This window comes from Pseudomonas sp. EA_15y_Pfl1_P101, assembly GCF_963970835.1.
GTDB lineage: Bacteria > Pseudomonadota > Gammaproteobacteria > Pseudomonadales > Pseudomonadaceae > Aquipseudomonas > Aquipseudomonas tritici.
The window spans coordinates 227,887-245,746 of sequence record NZ_CAXAPA010000002.1 but is presented as its reverse complement, the minus strand read 5'-3'; the positions used below and the strand labels follow the sequence as shown (position 1 = coordinate 245,746).

Genomic DNA, 17,860 nt, shown 5'->3' with positions numbered 1-17,860 from the left:
CATGACCGAGTCGCAAACCGCCTTTGAGCTGTTGCTGGACATCGACCGCCGCTGCCGCCTGTTGGCCGCCGACCTGCCGTCCCAGGAAACCCGCCTGCAACGTTGGAGCGGCATTGGTTTTCGCCTGGGGCAGCACTGGTATGTGGCGCCCATGGGGGAAGTCGCCGAAGTCCTGCATGAGCCGCGTTGCACTTTAATGCCCGGGGTCAAGGCCTGGGTCAAGGGCGTGGCTAATCTGCGTGGGCGCTTGTTGCCGGTGATGGACCTGGGTGGTTTTCTCAGCCTTGAACTGTCCAAGGCGCGTAAACAGCGGCGGGTGTTGGTGGTGGAATGTAACGACCTGTTTGTCGGGCTGCTGGTGGACGAGGTGGTGGGGATGCAGCATTTTGCACAAGACGCGTGGCTGGCGAACGCCGCACCCGACGCACCGTATATCCAAGGCTGGTTCGACGGCGACCAGCGGTGGCAGGTCTTCAGCCCCTTCGCCCTGGCCCTGGCCCCAGGTTTCATGGATGTTGCCGCATGACCACCGCCCCCACGTCCAAACCCCAGGCCGGCTCGCGCAGCCGCTCGCAGATCATCGTGCTGTTTATCGCACTGATCGTGTTCATCATGTTGCTGTTCGCCAACTTTGCGTACCTCAACACCCAGTCGACCTATGACAAACAGTACATCGGCCACGCCGGTGAATTGCGCGTGCTGTCCCAGCGCATCGCCAAAAACGCCACCGAAGCTGCCGCCGGCAAGGCGGCTGCGTTCAAGCTGTTGGGCGAGGCGCGCAACGATTTCGCCCAGCGCTGGGGCTACCTGAAAAAAGGCGACCCACAAACCGGGCTGCCCGCCGCGCCCAGTGCGGTACGCGCCGAAATGCGCGCCGTACAGACCGACTGGGAGGCGCTGCTGAAAAATACCGATGCGATTCTTGCCAGCGAGCAGACCGTGCTGTCGTTGCATCAAGTTGCCGCGACGCTGGCCGAGACTGTGCCGCAATTGCAGATCGAGTCGGAAAAGGTCGTCGACATCCTGCTGCAACGTGGCGCCCCGGCCAGCCAAGTGGCGTTGGCCCAGCGCCAGTCACTGCTGGCTGAACGTATCCTGGGTGCGGTGAACACCGTGCTCGCCGGCGACGAAACCGCCGCGCAGGCCGCCGACGCCTTTGGCCGCGATGCCAACCGATTTGGGCTGGTGCTCAACGGCATGCTCCAGGGCAACCCCGGCCTGCGCATCACCCAGGTCGAAGACCGCGACGCCCGCGCGCGGCTGGCGGAAATTGCCGAGCTGTTTGAGTTTGTCTCCGGCTCCGTGGATGAAATTCTTGAGACCTCACCGCAACTGTTCCAAGTGCGCGCATCGGCGAGCAACATCTTCAACTTGTCGCAAACCCTGCTCGATGAAGCCTCACACCTGGCCACCGGGTTTGAAAATCTTGCCGATGGGCGCAGCTTGGACACCATCGGTGGCTACGTGCTCGGCTTGCTGGCGCTGACCTCGATTATCCTGATCGGCCTGGTGATGGTGCGTGAGACCAACCGCCAACTGCATGAAACTGCCGAGAAGAACGAGCGCAACCAGAACGCGATCATGCGTCTGCTGGATGAAATCGAAGACTTGGCCGACGGCGATCTCACCGTGACCGCGTCGGTGACCGAAGACTTCACCGGTACCATCGCCGACTCCATCAACTATTCCGTGGATCAGCTGCGCGACCTCGTCGCCACCATCAACCTCACCGCCGGGCAAGTCGCCGGAGCGGTGCAGGATACCCAGGCCACCGCCATGCACCTGGCCCAGGCGTCGGAGCATCAGGCCCAGCAGATCGCCGAAGCCTCCACCGCGATCAACCAGATGGCCCAGTCCATCGATCAGGTCTCGGCCAACGCCGCCGAATCTTCGGCAGTGGCAGAGCGTTCGGTGGAAATTGCCAACAAAGGCAACGAGGTGGTGCACAACACCATCCACGGCATGGACAACATTCGCGAGCAGATCCAGGACACCGCCAAGCGCATCAAACGCTTGGGCGAGTCGTCCCAGGAGATTGGCGACATCGTCAGCCTGATCGACGACATTGCCGACCAAACCAACATCCTCGCCCTCAATGCCGCAATCCAGGCGAGCATGGCTGGGGATGCAGGGCGCGGCTTTGCCGTGGTGGCGGATGAAGTTCAGCGCCTGGCCGAACGTTCGTCGGCCGCGACCCGGCAGATCGAAACCCTGGTGCGCGCGATCCAGGCCGACACCAACGAAGCGGTGATCTCCATGGAGCAGACCACCACCGAAGTGGTGCGCGGCGCGCGGCTGGCGCAAGACGCCGGGGTGGCGCTGGAAGAAATCGAAGGCGTGTCGAAGACCCTGGCAGCGCTGATCCAGAGCATATCCAACGCGGCGCAGCAACAGACCTCGTCGGCGGGGCAGATTTCCCTGACGATGAATGTGATTCAGCAGATCACTACGCAGACCTCGTCGGGCTCCACGGCCACGGCCGAAAGTATCGGTAACCTGGCAAAAATGGCCAGCCAGTTGCGCCGGTCGGTGTCGGGTTTCACCCTCCCGGCCCCCAAGCAGGTCGACGATTGAAATGCCGTCAAAATCTGGGAGCGGGCTTGCCCGCTCCCAGATTAGGTATCCATTGGTTTTGAGATATCTGCAAGACAAGCAACCCACGAATTCTAAGCGGAGCAGTTATGGTTGATCGGCACGACTACGTGGCCCTCGAATGGGTCAAGGGCGACATTGCCGAAACCCTGAAACAGGCCCGTTCGGCGCTGGACGCGTATGTCGAAACCACTGACGGCGACGCAATAAGCGAGTGCCTGGCTGGCATCCACCAGGTGCATGGCGCGTTGCTAATGGTCGAGTTCTACGGCGCCGCGCTGCTGGCCGAGGAAATCGAAGCACTTGCCCTGGCCCTGCAAGCCGGTCGCGTCAGCCAGCGCGATGAAAGCATCCGCCTGCTGCAACAGGCCCTCAACCAATTGCCGCTGTATCTGGAGCGTGTACACAGCGCCCGACGCGATCTGCCGCTGGTGGTGTTGCCGCTGCTCAACGACCTGCGCAGCGCACGCGGCGAAAGCCTGCTGTCGGAGACCAGCCTGTTCAGTCCGCAACTGCTGTCGATTGCGCCGCTGCCCGACGAAGCGCTGGCGCAACGCGCGACGCCTGACCTGAAAGAGCAGCTGCGCCAGTGGCACTTACTGCTGCAACACGCCTTGGCGGGTTTGTTGCGCGAAGACCACGGCCCAAGCAACCTGGAAGACATGGCGCGAGTGTTCGCGCGTCTTGAAGCGTTGTGCCAGGGCGCGCCGCTGTTGCCGCTGTGGCAAGTCACCTCGGCATTGGTCGAAGGGATGCTCACCGGTGTGATCGCCAACAGCCCGGCCCTGCGCAGCTTGCTCAAGGCCAGCGACAAACAGCTCAAACGCCTGCTGGCCCAGGGTATCGGTGGGATCAACCAGCCGGCGCCGGATGAATTACTCAAGAGCTTGCTGTTCTATGTCGCCAAGGTCACCCGACCGACGCCGCGCATGCAAAGCCTCAAGGAACGCTACGGTTTGGATGAGGCCTTGCCTGACAGCGCGGTGGTCGACGCCGAGCGCGCCCGCCTGGCCGGTCCGGATCGCAATGCGATGGGCTCGGTACTCGGCGCGTTGTGTGAGGAGTTGGTACGGGTAAAAGAGCGCCTCGACTTGTTCGTACGCAGCGACCGCCAGCACACCAATGACTTGGATGCGCTGCTCGCGCCGCTGCGGCAGATCGCCGACACCTTGGCCGTGCTGGGCTTTGGCCAACCGCGCAAAGTCATCATCGACCAGCTTGCGGTGGTGCTGAGCCTGGCTCAAGGTCAACGCGACCCCAACGATGCCGTATTGATGGACGTTGCCGGCGCGTTGCTCTACGTCGAAGCCACGCTGGCCGGCATGGTCGGTACCGTCGAGCCGGAAAGCCGCGAAGAAAGCCGCCTGCCCACCACCGACCTGACCCAGATCCACCAACTGGTGATCCGCGAATCCTGCCAGTGCCTCAAGCAAGCCAAGGAACTGGTGATCGACTGCATCGAAGCCGATTGGGACCGCCAGCGCCTTGAGTCCCTGCCGGAACTGCTGAGTCAGGTGCGCGGCGCCCTTGCGATGATCCCGCTGCCCCGCGCGGCGAGCCTGATGCGCGGATGCACCGATTACGTCGACGAGCAATTGATGGACACCGATGCGCCGCCGTCCGAGATGCAGCTTGCGCATTTTGCTGACGTGATCAGCAGCCTGGAGTACTACCTCGAACGTATGCTCCAAGACCCGGACGCCGGCGGCGAACGGGTGCTGGAACTGGCCACCCAAGGCCTGGCCGCACTGGGTTACCTGCCCGCCGAGAAGCCCTGGCGCCAAGCCTTGGCTGCACCGGATGGGGCACTTTCGGGTGAGATCACGCCGAGTCAGTCCCAGTTCGATGCACTGGCCAGTCCAACGTCGCGCCTGAACCCGCCGGCCCTGCAACGCCCCGGCAGCCTGTTGCCGCCACCGGCCGATGAAGAACCCATCGACGATGAGCTGCGCGAAGTCTTCCTCGAAGAAACCGACGAAGTCCTCGAGGCGCTGCACCGCTCTCTGCCCAACAGCACCAACAAAACCGCCCAGGGCGAAATGCGCCGTGCTTTCCATACCCTCAAAGGCAGTGGCCGCATGGTGCGCGCCCTGGTCTTGGCCGAGCTGGCCTGGGCCGTGGAAAACTTGCTCAACCGCGTGCTGGAACGCAGTGTTGTCCTGGGCCCCAAGGTGCAACAGGTGCTGGATGAAGCGGTGGCCCTGCTGCCGGAGCTGATCGCCGACTTCGCCACCGACGACCAACGCCAGCGCGATGAAGTCGACGCCCTGGCTGCACGTGCCCACGCCTTGGCCAGCGGTACGCAAGCGCCGGTCGCAGAGTCCCACGACCCGATGTTGCTGGAGATCTTCCGCAACGAAGCCCAAAGTCATCTGGACAGCCTCAACCACTTCCTGCAACAGGCTGCCGAGCATGTGCCGCTGCAAGTCAGCGATGAGCTGCAACGCGCCTTGCACACCCTTAAGGGCAGCGCCTACATGGCCGGCGTGTTGCCCATCGCCGAACTGGCGCGCCCCCTCGACCACCTGACCCGCGAATATAAAGCTCACCGCCTGCCGCTGGACCTGGACGAAGTGGAGTTATTGCTGGAGGCCGAAGACCTGTTCCAACGCGGGCTGCGTGATTTGAACAGTGATCCCCTGGCGCCTATCAAAGGCGCAGAGGCCCTGATCAGCCGCACCCAACGCCTGCTGGATCACCAGCTCGAAGCACTGCTCGACGCGCCGAGTACCGGCCTGCACATCAAGCGTGACACGCAATTGATCGCCAACTTTCTGGCCCAGGGCATGGACATCCTGCTCGACGCCGAAAGCCTGCTGCGCCGCTGGCAACAACACCCCGGCGAGCGCCAGGAGCTCACCGCGCTGCTGGACGAATTGACCACGTTGGGAGAGGGCGCTCACGTTGCCGACCTGCACGCCATCGACGAACTCTGCGAAGCCCTGCTCGACCTGTATGGCGCCGTGGAAGAGAGCAGTCTGGCCGTCAGTGAGCGGTTTTTCCACGAGGCTGAGCAAGCCCACGAAGCGCTGATCAGCATGCTCGACCAATTGGCCGCCGGCCAGGAAGTCAGCCCGGCGCCGGCACGGGTCCTCGCCCTGCGCGGTCTGCTGGACGACGCCCTCGATCCGTCCGCCACCGGCCTGATCAAAAGCGACGGCAGCCGCACGCTGAGCATTTCCGAGCTGGGCGCCGCCACACAGCAGTTGGAGCATGAAACGGCGATAGACGACGAGATTGTCGAAATATTCCTCGAAGAAGCCGTGGACATCCTCGACAGCGCCGGGCAGTCGCTCAAACGCTGGTTGCTGGCGCCCGACAGCGCCGCACCGTTGTCGTCGTTGCAGCGTGATTTGCACACCCTCAAGGGCGGTGCGCGCATGGCCGAAATCGGGCCCGTGGGCGACTTGGCCACTGAGTTGGAATGCCTGTACGAAGGGCTGGTGGACCGCCGCTACAGTTACTCCACCGAGCTGTCCCTGTTGCTGATGGCCAGTCATGAGCGGCTGGCCTTGCAGCTTGAAGAACTGCAACAGCACCAACCCCTGAGCGATGCCAATGAGCTGATCGCCGCGTTACGTGAATTCCGCCAGAACAGCACGCCTTCGGCTCCGGCCGAGGCGCCCCAAGCGTCGGGCGCTGATCCTGAATTACTGGATATTTTCCTCGAAGAAGCCGCCGACATTCTCGACAGCTCAGGCAGCGCATTGCTGCGCTGGCAGGCCGAGCCCGGCAATCGACAGGAAGTGGAAACCCTGCTGCGCGACTTGCACACCCTCAAGGGCGGTGCGCGCATGGTCGAAATTGCGCCCATTGGCGATTTGGCCCACGAGCTGGAATTTCTCTACGAAGGCCTGTCCGCCGGCTTGATCGCGCCCTCTGCGGAGCTGTTCGCGTTGCTGCAAGGTTGCCATGACCGCCTGGCGCAGATGATCGACGCTGTGGCGGATGGCCTGCCTGTAGGCTCGGTGGACAAACTCATTGAGCGCATCAAAAGCCTGTTGCACCCAAGCGTAGAGCCGGTAACGCCAGTGGCGTTGCCAGTCGGCAAGACGGAAGCAGTCGTCGACCCGGCTGCCGACATGGTGAAAATCTCCGCCGAGCTGCTCGACGACCTGGTCAATCTGGCCGGTGAAACCTCGATCTTCCGTGGCCGAATCGAGCAGCAAGTCAACGACGCACGCATCGCCCTGACGGAAGTGGAAACCACCATCGAACGCATGCGCGACCAACTGCGCCGTCTCGACACCGAAACCCAGGGCCGCATCCTCAGCCGCCAACAGGCCGAGGCCGAACGCCTGGGCTACGAAGAATTCGACCCGCTGGAAATGGACCGCCACTCGCAGTTGCAGCAGCTGTCCCGTGCGCTGTCCGAATCCGCCTCCGACCTGCTGGACCTTAAGGACACCCTTGAGCGCCGCAACGAGGATGCGCACGACCTGTTGCAGCAACAGGCACGCATTAACACCGAGTTGCAAGAAGGCCTGATGCGCACGCGCATGGTGCCGTTCGAACGCATGCTGCCGCGCCTCAAGCGCATCGTGCGCCAGGTAGCGGGCGAGTTGGGCAAAGACGTGGAGTTCAACGTCGGCAATGCCGAGGGCGAGATGGACCGCAACGTGCTGGAGCGCATGGCGGCGCCGCTGGAACACATGCTGCGCAACGCCGTCGACCATGGCCTGGAATCCCGCGATGTACGGCTGCTGGCCGGTAAGCCGGAAAAGGGGCGCATCACCCTGGACCTGACCCATGAAGGCGGCGACATTGTCTTCGACATGCGTGACGACGGTGCCGGTGTGCCGCTGGAAGCGGTGCGGCGCAAGGCGATCAAGCGTGGCTTGCTAGACCCCAATCAAGAGATCAGCGACCGCGACGTGTTGCAGTTCATCCTGCAACCTGGGTTCTCCACGGCGGAGAAGATCACCCAGATTTCCGGACGCGGCGTGGGCATGGACGTGGTGCATGAGGAGGTGCGTCAGTTAGGTGGCTCAATGTTCATTGACTCGACGCCGGGCGAGGGTGTGCATTTCCGCATTCGCTTGCCATTTACCGTGTCGGTCAACCGTGCGCTGATGGTGCAGTGTGCGGACGATCAATACGCGATTCCGCTCAACACCATCGAAGGCCTGGTGCGCGTGCTGCCGCATGAGTTGGCCGGGCACTATCAGCAGGATCCGCCGTGTTATGAGTACGCCGGCCAGCGCCACGAGCTGTTCTATCTCGGTGACTTGTTGCAGACCGTCAGCCGCCCGAAACTGCTGGGCCAGTACCAGCCCGTGCCGGTGCTGTTGGTGCAGTGCAATGAGCGGCGCGTTGCCATCCATGTGGACGCCATGGCCGGTACGCGGGAAATCGTGGTCAAGGGCCTGGGCCCGCAGTTTGCGGGTGTGCAGGGCTTGTCCGGCGCGACGATTCTGGGCGATGGGCGTGTGGTACTGATCATCGACTTGCTGGCACCTATCCGCGCCCGCCAGCCCGCGTTGCCGGCTCAAGCGGCTGATGTGCCGCTGATTCTCAACGATCCCCTGAAAAAGCGCCCGCTGCTGGTGTTGGTGGTGGACGATTCGGTCACCGTGCGCAAAGTCACCAGTCGCCTGCTGGAGCGCAACGGCATGAACGTGCTCACCGCCAAAGACGGCATCGACGCGCTCGCTGTGCTTGAAGAACACACCCCGGACCTGATGCTGCTCGACATCGAAATGCCGCGCATGGACGGCTTCGAAGTGGCCACCCAGGTGCGCGCCGACCCGCGGCTGATGCGCCTGCCGATCATCATGATCACCTCGCGCACCGGCCAGAAACACCGCGACCGCGCCATGGCCATCGGCGTGAATGACTACCTCGGCAAGCCGTATCAAGAGTCGGTGCTGCTGGAAAGCATCGCCTATTGGAGCAAGTCCCATGCTTGACCACCGCACCCGCCAACTCACCGGCCTGTTGCTGCCCCTGGCCGATCGTCACCTGGTGCTACCCAACGTCGCCATCGCCGAGTTGATCGACTTCCAACGCGGCGAACCGGCCAGCGATGCGCCGCCGTGGTATCTGCGGCAAGTGACGTGGCGCGATCGGCAAATCCCGTTGATCAGCTTTGAAGCGGTGTGCGGCGAAGCGAGTATGACCGGCGCACGCTCGCGGATCGTGGTGCTGAATGCGTTGGGTGGGCGGCCGACGTTGAAGTTTATTGCGCTGGTGATCCAGGGCATTCCAAGGTCGTACAAGCTCGACAGCGAATTGAGCTACGTGGATGTGCCGCTGTGCCCGCTGGAGCTGGCGGCGGTGCAAGTGGGGGAGCATGTGGCGAAGGTGCCGGACCTCATGGGGTTGGAAGCCTTGCTGGTCGAATCCGGATTGGCCTGAGCACTATTCTCCAATTCAACGAGACCAACTGTGTGTGGCTTGCCTGCGATAGCGGGGTGTCACTCACGCATAAGCCAACTGACCCACCGCCATCGCAGGCAAGCCAGCTCCCACGCTGATCACAATCCGCGCAAACCGCTCAATCACCGGCTGCTCCCGATGCTCGGCCTGCCTTAAGTCATAGGCACTTTGCATCGACAACCATTGCTGGGCGATATGTCGGAATAGGATGGAGTTACTGTAGGCGAGTTCTGAGTTTGGAATAGGCGGGTTTGCAGGCCGCAGTGGAGTGGCTAGTTTCTGCACTCCTCACTGCCAGCAAGGATTCGCAAATGGCCGTACCGTTAATGCCGCCGGGTGTTTCACTTCTCGAAAATATGGCGACAGCCAAGTGCAAGGGCACTCATCTCTAGTCTTCAATTATGGTGCTACAGGCACGGTGCTGGGCATTCCCGAGCATGTTCTGTTACGGGCAGCAGATGTCGCTCAAACATTCGCAAAAACCACCAAGCCGGAATTTGGCTCATGGTGGGGCGGTGACCCTTTTGGCGATGATCCTCGAGATCAATATTGGATAAGAAGAGGTATCGAGTATGCAATTTCTCAGGGCTACTAAGAGCCTCTTGCCGGTCCTGCGCAACTGCCTGCTGGTGGCCTGCCTGATTTATATCGGGGGCAATTGGATCATGTCATCCGGTACCCCGGATGTGGACGAAGTGGTTTTGAAACACGCCTTAGGCAACGGCAGCTCAATTTATGGAGCACGTGACGGTCAGGGCGGCGCGACAGTGGGGTTTTCCTACAGGTACTACGTTTATAAGGACTTAGGTAGTGATCGGGAAATACTGACAGCGCTGGTTTCGGCACATCCCTTTTTTTAAACCAAAGAGCCTGATGTCCAAGTGACTCGGGTGGATGGCGTCATCCACCTCATTGTCCGTGGGGAGGTTTATGAGTACCGCAGCTATCCGCTTGAAGGTTTGGGGGCTATGAGCATCGACATGAAGTTGTAGGCCGGCCGGCTTCGGATTTTTCCCGCAAGATTTTGGGCAGTGCATGAACTTGTCGCGTGCAGCCAGCGCGCCGAGTCTTCGTCCCGTCATCGCAAAAAACGGTGACACGGACGTGCAAGTCCGGTTACATGTCGGCGCACCTGCGCCCATAGCCATTCAACGGGCGTTTTTTATGCCTGCTGTATTTGTTATGGCGGCTGTGCGTGGGAGATCCCTTGGGGTCTGCCGGGGTCCGATATGCCCGGTCTTGCACACCTGCGTACAGCTGCCACCTTATTCGCGTGCAAGTGAAAAAGGGCAGTATCCATCACATATCGGAGCTGTAAATCATGGTCAAACCTACCCCCAATCCGCCCCTTTTCACCGTAACCCCCCACCAAGACACCGAAACCCTGCTGGTTAACGCCAGCGAGACCCTGTCCTCCCTGAGCGCACTCACCTGCAACTTGGCCTTCGACCTGGACACCTCCCAGCGCGCAATCATGCTCGGAATCCAGCAAATGGCAGCGTTGGGGCAGTTGTTGGTTGATAGAGCGTTGGAGCACGTCAGTCCATCGCCGGAATCTTGAAGCGGTCTCAAATAGGGACTGATCGTTAACAAGCGCCACCGAGCAAATGGAATGCAGGGAACAGTTTTGTGCAGCGGGTCGTGCAGCAGGACAAGATCAATCTGATTGGGGGCAACCCATTGGAACCCACGGATGGACAGCAAGGCAAACCTGGAGAATCTGCAACGTAGCGGCGGCTTGAAGGCTGAGCCGCCGGATCGCAAAGAGTGTGATGGGCTGATGCGTTCAGCCAGGGATCGGTTGAAGGGTGCCGGCAATCCACAGTGATCATTCGCCAGTCGTTTTGACCGGGCTTAGAACGCTGCTCATGCTATCGCCCTTACGGCCTTGCGCTTGCAAGGGTATCGCTCGGACAAACGTTACCAGTTGATTGACAGCACGATCACACTGCGGGGAGACGTGGAGGACCTGTTGGTCAGCTATCAGTGAGAATGACTCGGTCAGAACGTTGGAGGGGGCGTCCTGGGGAATTGCGGCGAGTCGCGGATCACTTGCTCGCCCCATCGTAAAGATCCTCGCCCCACTGCCGATAGCCAATGAAGTTTTTCGACAGAAGTATCGACGCAATGTGGCTTTTGGATGGATTTGCCTGGCTCTACAACCTCAACCGTTTTACCGGCACGCTGCTGATGTGGTTTGGCGTGCTGGTGTTCACTGCGGTGGTAACCATGAACGTGCAGTCCAACCGGGGGAAGCTGTGGGGCTTTATGATTGCCACCGCAGGCGCGGTGTTTATTCTGGTGTACCTCGAAAGCCTCAAGCTGATCGGTGCCGATAAGGCAATCAAAGGCGTTGTGAGTAATTTCGTGGTCATGACCCTGGGCGGTCTCGGGTCGGGTCTGCTGGCGGTGGCGATTTCCCAAGGACCCACACCGGAAGAGGATAAACAGGCTCGTGGGTTTATCCGTGATCGTCTGCTAGATGCGCTTGAGTACGCTTTTGTGTATGTCGCGATCTGCTCGTTCACCCTGTTCGCGGTCTGCCTGCCGCTCAACCTGCTGGGGTGGCCTCCGGTCGGCGAGCATGACCTGCTGAGCCTGCTGATTGTGTGTCTGGGCGCATTGTTGGGTTACGCGATAGCGTCCCGCCCCAGTCGCTTGAGAAACTGGGAGCAAGTGGGTGCTTGCGCGCTGGTGGCGTTGCTCGTGCTGCTGTTACCGGTTTACGCGCAGGCGCTGTCAGGGCTGTGGGATTGGAGTTGGGCGGCCGTGTCGGGGTTGCACGTTTTTGCGGCGTTGGCGTTTTTCAGGACCCTATGGTTCCATCGCAGCGAATGGCGCAGGGTCTGAACGCACGTGTTGATTGAGTCATCATTAACCCAAGCGTAACAGTCCAGCGTCCAGCTTGATTGATGGCCCCCTCAATCGCTCCTAAGGTAAGCCCACGACAGCAAATCCGTGGAGCGACCATGACAACAACAAAAACCCCCGACTCGCGCTGGACGCGGCGGCGCGACGAGAAGCAGCGGCGGCTCGGGCTGGTCAAAAAGTACGCAGACGGGGCCGTGCTGCCCAGCGACAAGATCGTGGAGGCGCTCGAAGCGCTGATCCTCCCCGGCGACCGCGTCGTGCTGGAAGGCAACAACCAAAAGCAAGCCGACTTCCTCTCGCGCTCCCTGGCCAAGGCCGATCCCGCCAAACTCCACGATTTGCACATGATCATGCCCAGTGTCGGCCGTTCCGAGCACCTGGACCTGTTTGAAAAGGGTATCGCGCGCAAGCTCGATTTCTCCTTCGCCGGCACCCAATCCCTGCGCATCAGCCAGTTGCTGGAAGACGGCTTGCTGGAAATCGGCGCGATCCACACTTACATCGAACTCTACGCACGGCTGGTGGTGGACCTGATCCCCAACGTGGTGCTCTCCGCCGGTTTCATGGCCGACCGCGCCGGCAATATCTACACGGGCGCCAGCACCGAAGACACCCCGGCGTTGATTGAACCCGCTGCCTTTAGCGATGGCATTGTCATCGTGCAGGTCAACCAGTTGGTCGACGACGTCACCGACTTGCCCCGTGTCGATATCCCGGCGAGCTGGGTGGATTTTGTGGTGGTGGCCGACAAACCCTTCTACATCGAGCCTTTGTTCACCCGCGACCCGCGCCATATCAAGCCGGTCCACGTACTGATGGCGATGATGGCGATCCGCGGCATCTACGAAAAACACAATGTGCAGTCGCTCAACCATGGCATCGGCTTCAACACCGCCGCCATCGAATTGATCTTGCCCACCTACGGCGAATCACTCGGCCTGAAGGGCAAGATCTGCCGCAACTGGACCCTCAACCCGCACCCAACCCTGATCCCCGCCATCGAAAGCGGCTGGGTAGAAAGCGTGCATTGCTTCGGCACCGAACTGGGCATGGAGAACTACATCGCCGCACGGCCAGACATTTTCTTCACTGGCCGCGACGGCTCGATGCGCTCCAACCGGATGTTCTGCCAGTTGGCGGGCCAGTACGCGGTGGACCTGTTTATCGGCGCCACCCTGCAAGTCGACGGTGACGGCCATTCCTCTACCGTGACCCGTGGCCGTCTCGCCGGTTTTGGTGGTGCGCCGAACATGGGCCACGACCCGCGCGGCCGTCGCCATGGCACGCCAGCCTGGCTCGATATGCGCCACGGCGACGCCCCCGAAGCTTTGCTCGAACGTGGCAAAAAGCTTGTCGTGCAAATGGTCGAGACCTTTCAGGAAGGCGGTAAACCGACCTTCGTCGACACCCTCGACGCGGTGGAAGTGGCGCGCAAAAGCCGCATGCCGCTGGCACCGATCATGATCTACGGCGACGACGTGACTCACCTGCTCACCGAAGAAGGCATCGCCTACCTGTACAAGGCACGATCCCTTGAGGAGCGCCAGGCGATGATCGCCGCCGTCGCCGGGGTGACCGCCATTGGCATGCGCCACAACCCCAAGGACACCGCACGCATGCGCCGCGAAGGCTTGATCGCCTTGCCCGAAGACTTAGGCATCCGTCGCACCGACGCCACCCGCGAGTTGCTGGCCGCCAAAAGCGTGGCTGACTTGGTGGAGTGGTCCGGTGGCCTGTACAACCCGCCCGCCAAGTTCAGGAGCTGGTAAATGCGCGCCCTCAAACTGCATGAACTGAGCCTGGCTGAACGCCTGGCGGATATGGCCGTCGATGCGCTGATCGATGAGGCTGACTTGTCGCCAAAACCTGCGTTGGTCGACCGGCGTGGCAACGGTGCCCACAGCGATTTGCACTTGGGCCTGATGCACGCCTCGGCGCTGTCGCTGTGGCCGATGTTCAAGGAAATGGCGCAAGCGGCTATCGAATTCGGTGAGGTCGGTTTGCCCCTGCGCGAAGCGCTCGGGCGCATTGGCCGTGAAGGGGAGTTGGCGATGCTCGCTACCACCGACGGCGTGAATACCCATCGTGGTGCGATCTGGGCCCTTGGCTTGCTGACCGCAGCGGCAGCCCTGCAACCACGCTCCATAACGCTGACCGCAGCCAGATTAGCCTTGCTCAACGACCACTTCGCGCCCCAGCCCATGAGCCACGGCGCCCAGGTAGCCCAACGCTACGGCGCACGCGGCGCCCGCGAGGAAGCGCAACTTGGATTCCCCTCCGTGATGCAACGTGGCCTGCCGCAACTGCGCAAAAGCCGCCAGCAAAATACCGGCGAACAGAACGCTCGCCTGGATGCCTTGCTCGCGATCATGACTGACCTGGCCGACACCTGTGTGCTCTACCGCGCGGGTATCGAGGGGCTGAACGCCATGCAAAAAGGCGCTCAAGCGGTGTTGGACGCCGGTGGCAGCGCAAGCCTCGCTGGGCGTCGCAGCTTGCACGAACTGGACAACCAGTTGCTGGCCCTGAATGCCTCCCCCGGTGGTGCTGCTGACCTGTTGGCCGCCTGCCTGTTTATCGATCGCCTCGACGGAGCGTTGTGATGGAAACCTTATCCTTTGAATTCCCCGCCGGGCAGCCGCCAAAAGGCCGCGCGCTGGTGGGTTGTGTCGGCTCGGGCGACCTGGAAGTGCTGCTGGAACCAGGCACGCCGGGCACGCTGACCATCCAGGTGCAGACCTCGGTGAATGGCGCCGAGCACCGCTGGCAGCATCTGTTCGAACGCATCTTCCAGGAGCAGACGCCACCGGCGTTGAAGATTGATATCCACGATTTCGGCGCGACCCCTGGCGTGGTGCGTTTGCGTCTGGAACAAGGCTTTGAGGAGGTGGGTCATGACTGACTTGCTCGCTAAACACAGCTTTGTTGAATTGGGTGCGCGGCAGCGGGCGAAGGCGCTGCTGGATGCAGGTTCCTATCGTGAATTGATCGATCCGTTCCAGCGCGTTATGTCGCCGTGGCTCAGCCGTCAAGGCGTGGTGCCGCAAGCCGATGACGGCGTGGTGATCGCCAAGGGCAGCATCGCTGGCTTGCCTGTGGTGATCGCGGCGATTGAGGGCAATTTCCAGGGCGGCAGCCTGGGTGAAGTCGGCGGTGCAAAAATCGCCGGCGCTCTGGAGCTGGCGGCTGAAGACAATCGCAAGGGCATTCCCACCCGCGCAGTTCTGCTGCTGGAAACCGGTGGCGTGCGCTTGCAGGAGGCCAACCTGGGCCTGGCGGCGATCGCGGATATCCATGCAGCGATTGTCGATCTGCGCCAATACCAGCCGGTAATCGGCGTGGTGGCGGGCAGTGTCGGTTGCTTTGGCGGTATGTCGATTGCGGCCGGGCTGTGCAGTTACCTCGTTGTCACCCGTGAAGCGCGCCTGGGCCTGAATGGCCCGCAAGTGATCGAGCAGGAAGCCGGCCTGGAAGAATACGACTCCCGCGACCGGCCTTTCATCTGGAGCCTTACCGGCGGTGAGCAGCGCTTCAACAGCGGCCTGGCCGACCGTTATGTGGCAGACGATGTGGCGCAGATTCAGCAGACCGTCAGCGCACTGCTGCAACAAGGCCTGCCCGCCCGGCAACGCAGCCGTCAGGCCGACTATTACCTGGCGCGCCTGGCCGAATTGGATACCACGCCGCAAATCGAACCGGCGACGGTGCGCGAGCTGTATCAAGGAGAACGCTCATGAGAGGCTTGCAGTGGTTCAATGCATTGAGCGTCGGCGCGACGCCTGTTGCGGGTTTGCCGGATTCTCTGAAAGTGGCCGACGGCGTAGTGGGCGAACACGCCGTGCGATTTCTGGCCGTGGTCACCGACGAACACAATCGCTTCCCCCGCGCACGCAGTGGCGAAGTCGGGTTGCTGGAAGGTTGGGGTCTCGCTAAAGCGGTGGATGAAGCCATCGAGAAGGGCGACAAGCGCCCGCTGATCGCTATCGTCGATGTGCCGAGCCAAGCCTACGGCCGTCGCGAAGAAGCCCTCGGCATCCACCAGGCCCTGGCCGCCGCCGCCGACAGCTACGCCCGCGCCCGACTGGCCGGGCATCCGGTGATTGCGCTGCTGGTGGGCAAGGCGATGTCCGGAGCATTCCTCGCGCACGGCTATCAGGCCAACCGCCTGATCGCGCTGCGTGACCCTGGTGTGATGGTGCACGCCATGGGCAAGGCCTCGGCGGCGCGGGTGACCCTGCGCAGTGTCGAAGAACTGGAAGCCCTGGCCGCCAGCGTACCGCCGATGGCGTATGACATCGACAGTTATGCCAGCCTTGGTTTGTTGTGGGAGACCTTGTCGGTCAGCCAGATTGAACAGCCCACGTCGGACGACGTGGCGCGGGTCAGCGATTGCCTGGTGAGTGCGATCAAGGCTATCGGGGGGAGTGATTTGAGCGGGCGTCTCGGTGCAACCAATCGCGCTGCGTCCAGCCATGTTCGGCAACTGCTGCGGGAACAATGGTGAACGCGCACGACCTGCTCTGGGGCATGACCCCGGCGCACCTGCCCGCTGATGCACCGGCCTGGGCGGTGGAGGTGATCGGCGCCGGTCACCCGGTTGTGGTGCGTCGCGCCATTACCCAGCCGGGCCTGGTTGCAGTGGGTGTGCGCGGGCGTGTGCGTGAGCAGCGGCTTGCCGCCGAGATGCCCATCGCTGCGCTGCAGCGGCGCGTAGTTCCGGAAGCTTTGTGCTGCGTGGTGTCGACACGGAACTTGCCCGCATTGCGAGCACTTGCGTCGCTGCAGACGGTACTGGCGAACGAAACCTGGGGCGTCACTGGCAGCGCAGGCTTCGAACTGGCCACGGGTATTGAAGCGCTGCATGCCCTGAGCGACCTGGATTTGATTTTGCGCACGCCCGAGCCATTGGCGCGAGGTGATGCTGAGGATCTGCTGGCGATTCTCGACACTGCGGAGTGTGCCGTGGACCTGCAACTGCAAACCCCTTTCGGTGCAGTCGCCTTGCGCGAATGGGCGAGCGGGTCGCGCCGTGTGCTGCTCAAAACCGTCAGCGGTGCGCACCTCGTGCTTGATCCATGGCAGGCCGTGGCATGAGCAGCCTTCTCGTGTTCCCCGGCCAGGGCGCCCAACGCCCAGGCATGCTCCAGGCGTTGCCGGCCGCTGTGTTGGAGCAAGCCAGCGATGCCTTGGGTGAGGACGTTCGCGCCTTGGATTCGGCGCAAGCCCTGGCGAATACCCGCGCCGTTCAGCTTTGCCTGTTGATCGCTGGCGTGGCCTATGCGCGCCTGCTGCAACACACCCCGGATTATGTTGCGGGCCTGTCTATCGGTGCCTATCCGGCGGCGGTGATCGCAGGCGCGCTGGACTTCAGCGACGCAATCAAACTGGTCAGCCTGCGCGGTGAGCTGATGCAAAACGCTTATCCACAGGGCTACGGAATGACCGCCCTGATTGGCCCGGAGTTTTCCACAGTCGACCCTCTGTTGGCCGATATCCACAGCCCCGAAACCCCGGTGTACCTGGCCAATATCAACGCCGACAACCAAACCGTGATCGCTGGGAGCGACGACGCCATGAAGCAGGTCGCCAGCCGCATTAAAGGTAACGGCATCGCCAAACGCCTGGCCGTCAGTGTGCCGTCGCATTGCGCGTTGCTGGAGCAACCGGCCCGGGTACTGGCCGAGGCATTCGTTACGCTCAAGGCGCCACGCATCACCTACCTGAGCAGCACCCGCGCGCGGCCTATCCACAACCCGGAACAGCTACGCGATGACCTGGCCTTCAATATGTGCCGCGTCGTCGACTGGCGCGGCACCGTGCAAAGCGCCTATGAGCGCGGCGTACGCCTGCAGATCGAACTGCCCCCGGGCGCCGTGCTCACCGGCCTGTCGCGCCGTGTGTTTGAACAAGGCACGGTGATCGCCTATGAAGGCGCCCGCCTGGATACCTTGCAAGCCTTGCTGCAAGAGGAGGAACGCCGCCACCGATAAAGCACCACCCAAGGCTGTCGAAGCACAAA

The 17,860-nt window shown here is 62.0% G+C and carries 15 protein-coding genes and 2 pseudogenes; all 17 read left to right on the top strand.

Annotated features, from left to right (window positions below; all coding sequences use genetic code 11):
• The first annotated feature begins 1 nt into the window (after position 1).
• The 17 genes and pseudogenes from AACY36_RS03460 to mdcH all read left to right on the top strand — a co-directional run bounded on the left by AACY36_RS03460 (position 2) and on the right by mdcH (position 17,831).
• Complete coding sequence (locus AACY36_RS03460) at positions 2–526, top strand: chemotaxis protein CheW (RefSeq protein ID WP_339415267.1); 525 nt, start codon at positions 2–4, stop codon at positions 524–526.
• Positions 523–2,574: a methyl-accepting chemotaxis protein gene (locus AACY36_RS03455; protein WP_339415268.1), complete on the top strand. Its 2,052-nt coding sequence runs from the start codon at positions 523–525 to the stop codon at positions 2,572–2,574. Before AACY36_RS03460 ends, AACY36_RS03455 begins: the two co-directional genes overlap by 4 nt.
• Before the next feature lie 107 nt (positions 2,575–2,681).
• Positions 2,682–8,501, top strand: coding sequence for an Hpt domain-containing protein (locus AACY36_RS03450; RefSeq protein ID WP_339415269.1), 5,820 nt, complete (start codon positions 2,682–2,684; stop codon positions 8,499–8,501).
• Positions 8,494–8,949: a chemotaxis protein CheW gene (locus AACY36_RS03445; protein WP_339496752.1), complete on the top strand. Its 456-nt coding sequence runs from the start codon at positions 8,494–8,496 to the stop codon at positions 8,947–8,949. Before AACY36_RS03450 ends, AACY36_RS03445 begins: the two co-directional genes overlap by 8 nt.
• Positions 8,950–9,238: 289 nt before the next feature.
• Positions 9,239–9,565, top strand: a complete 327-nt coding sequence (locus AACY36_RS03440) for a polymorphic toxin type 44 domain-containing protein (protein WP_339496751.1) — start codon at positions 9,239–9,241, stop codon at positions 9,563–9,565.
• Positions 9,543–9,830 carry a hypothetical protein gene (locus AACY36_RS03435; protein WP_339496749.1) on the top strand — a complete coding sequence of 96 codons (288 nt, stop codon included), beginning with the start codon at positions 9,543–9,545 and terminating at the stop codon, positions 9,828–9,830. Before AACY36_RS03440 ends, AACY36_RS03435 begins: the two co-directional genes overlap by 23 nt.
• Positions 9,831–10,291: 461 nt before the next feature.
• Positions 10,292–10,531, top strand: coding sequence for a DUF6124 family protein (locus AACY36_RS03430; protein WP_339415273.1), 240 nt, complete (start codon positions 10,292–10,294; stop codon positions 10,529–10,531).
• A gap of 44 nt (positions 10,532–10,575) precedes the next feature.
• A pseudogene (locus AACY36_RS03425) lies at positions 10,576–10,701 on the top strand (transcriptional regulator); the annotation flags it as partial.
• Positions 10,664–10,894, top strand: a pseudogene (locus AACY36_RS03420) (hypothetical protein); the annotation flags it as partial. The pseudogenes AACY36_RS03425 and AACY36_RS03420, both read left to right, overlap by 38 nt.
• Before the next feature lie 203 nt (positions 10,895–11,097).
• The gene (locus tag AACY36_RS03415) at positions 11,098–11,820 is read left to right on the top strand and encodes a hypothetical protein (RefSeq protein ID WP_339427655.1); all 723 of its coding nucleotides are present in this window, start codon (positions 11,098–11,100) and stop codon (positions 11,818–11,820) included.
• Between the two features lie 119 nt (positions 11,821–11,939).
• Entirely contained in the window at positions 11,940–13,610 is a 1,671-nt protein-coding gene (gene mdcA / locus AACY36_RS03410) for a malonate decarboxylase subunit alpha (RefSeq protein ID WP_339415275.1), read from the top strand.
• Positions 13,611–14,444 (top strand): triphosphoribosyl-dephospho-CoA synthase, encoded by an 834-nt coding sequence (locus tag AACY36_RS03405; RefSeq protein WP_339496748.1) that lies wholly within the window; start codon positions 13,611–13,613, stop codon positions 14,442–14,444.
• Positions 14,444–14,743: a malonate decarboxylase subunit delta gene (locus AACY36_RS03400; protein ID WP_339415277.1), complete on the top strand. Its 300-nt coding sequence runs from the start codon at positions 14,444–14,446 to the stop codon at positions 14,741–14,743. The genes AACY36_RS03405 and AACY36_RS03400 overlap by 1 nt, the downstream gene beginning before the upstream one ends.
• On the top strand, positions 14,736–15,578 hold the full coding sequence (locus tag AACY36_RS03395) for a biotin-independent malonate decarboxylase subunit beta (RefSeq protein WP_339415278.1): 843 nt from the start codon (positions 14,736–14,738) through the stop codon (positions 15,576–15,578). Before AACY36_RS03400 ends, AACY36_RS03395 begins: the two co-directional genes overlap by 8 nt.
• Positions 15,575–16,345 (top strand): biotin-independent malonate decarboxylase subunit gamma, encoded by a 771-nt coding sequence (gene mdcE, locus AACY36_RS03390; protein ID WP_339415279.1) that lies wholly within the window; start codon positions 15,575–15,577, stop codon positions 16,343–16,345. The genes AACY36_RS03395 and mdcE overlap by 4 nt, the downstream gene beginning before the upstream one ends.
• A complete protein-coding gene (locus tag AACY36_RS03385; RefSeq protein ID WP_339496747.1) occupies positions 16,339–16,935 on the top strand; it encodes a malonate decarboxylase holo-ACP synthase in 597 nt (198 codons plus the stop codon). The genes mdcE and AACY36_RS03385 overlap by 7 nt, the downstream gene beginning before the upstream one ends.
• Complete coding sequence (gene mdcH, locus AACY36_RS03380; protein WP_339415281.1) at positions 16,932–17,831, top strand: malonate decarboxylase subunit epsilon; 900 nt, start codon at positions 16,932–16,934, stop codon at positions 17,829–17,831. Before AACY36_RS03385 ends, mdcH begins: the two co-directional genes overlap by 4 nt.
• Positions 17,832–17,860: the final 29 nt, after the last annotated feature.

Excerpts from the sequence above, each read along its gene's own strand:
- AACY36_RS03460 (WP_339415267.1), top strand. The coding sequence starts at position 2 with ATGACCGAGTCGCAAACCGCCTTTGAGCTGTTGCTGGACATCGACCGC.
- AACY36_RS03455 (WP_339415268.1), top strand. The coding sequence starts at position 523 with ATGACCACCGCCCCCACGTCCAAACCCCAGGCCGGCTCGCGCAGCCGC.
- AACY36_RS03450 (WP_339415269.1), top strand. The coding sequence starts at position 2,682 with ATGGTTGATCGGCACGACTACGTGGCCCTCGAATGGGTCAAGGGCGAC.
- AACY36_RS03445 (WP_339496752.1), top strand. The coding sequence starts at position 8,494 with ATGCTTGACCACCGCACCCGCCAACTCACCGGCCTGTTGCTGCCCCTG.
- AACY36_RS03435 (WP_339496749.1), top strand. The coding sequence starts at position 9,543 with ATGCAATTTCTCAGGGCTACTAAGAGCCTCTTGCCGGTCCTGCGCAAC.
- AACY36_RS03430 (WP_339415273.1), top strand. The coding sequence starts at position 10,292 with ATGGTCAAACCTACCCCCAATCCGCCCCTTTTCACCGTAACCCCCCAC.
- AACY36_RS03415 (WP_339427655.1), top strand. The coding sequence starts at position 11,098 with ATGTGGCTTTTGGATGGATTTGCCTGGCTCTACAACCTCAACCGTTTT.
- mdcA (WP_339415275.1), top strand. The coding sequence starts at position 11,940 with ATGACAACAACAAAAACCCCCGACTCGCGCTGGACGCGGCGGCGCGAC.
- AACY36_RS03405 (WP_339496748.1), top strand. The coding sequence starts at position 13,611 with ATGCGCGCCCTCAAACTGCATGAACTGAGCCTGGCTGAACGCCTGGCG.
- AACY36_RS03400 (WP_339415277.1), top strand. The coding sequence starts at position 14,444 with ATGGAAACCTTATCCTTTGAATTCCCCGCCGGGCAGCCGCCAAAAGGC.
- AACY36_RS03395 (WP_339415278.1), top strand. The coding sequence starts at position 14,736 with ATGACTGACTTGCTCGCTAAACACAGCTTTGTTGAATTGGGTGCGCGG.
- mdcE (WP_339415279.1), top strand. The coding sequence starts at position 15,575 with ATGAGAGGCTTGCAGTGGTTCAATGCATTGAGCGTCGGCGCGACGCCT.
- AACY36_RS03385 (WP_339496747.1), top strand. The coding sequence starts at position 16,339 with ATGGTGAACGCGCACGACCTGCTCTGGGGCATGACCCCGGCGCACCTG.
- mdcH (WP_339415281.1), top strand. The coding sequence starts at position 16,932 with ATGAGCAGCCTTCTCGTGTTCCCCGGCCAGGGCGCCCAACGCCCAGGC.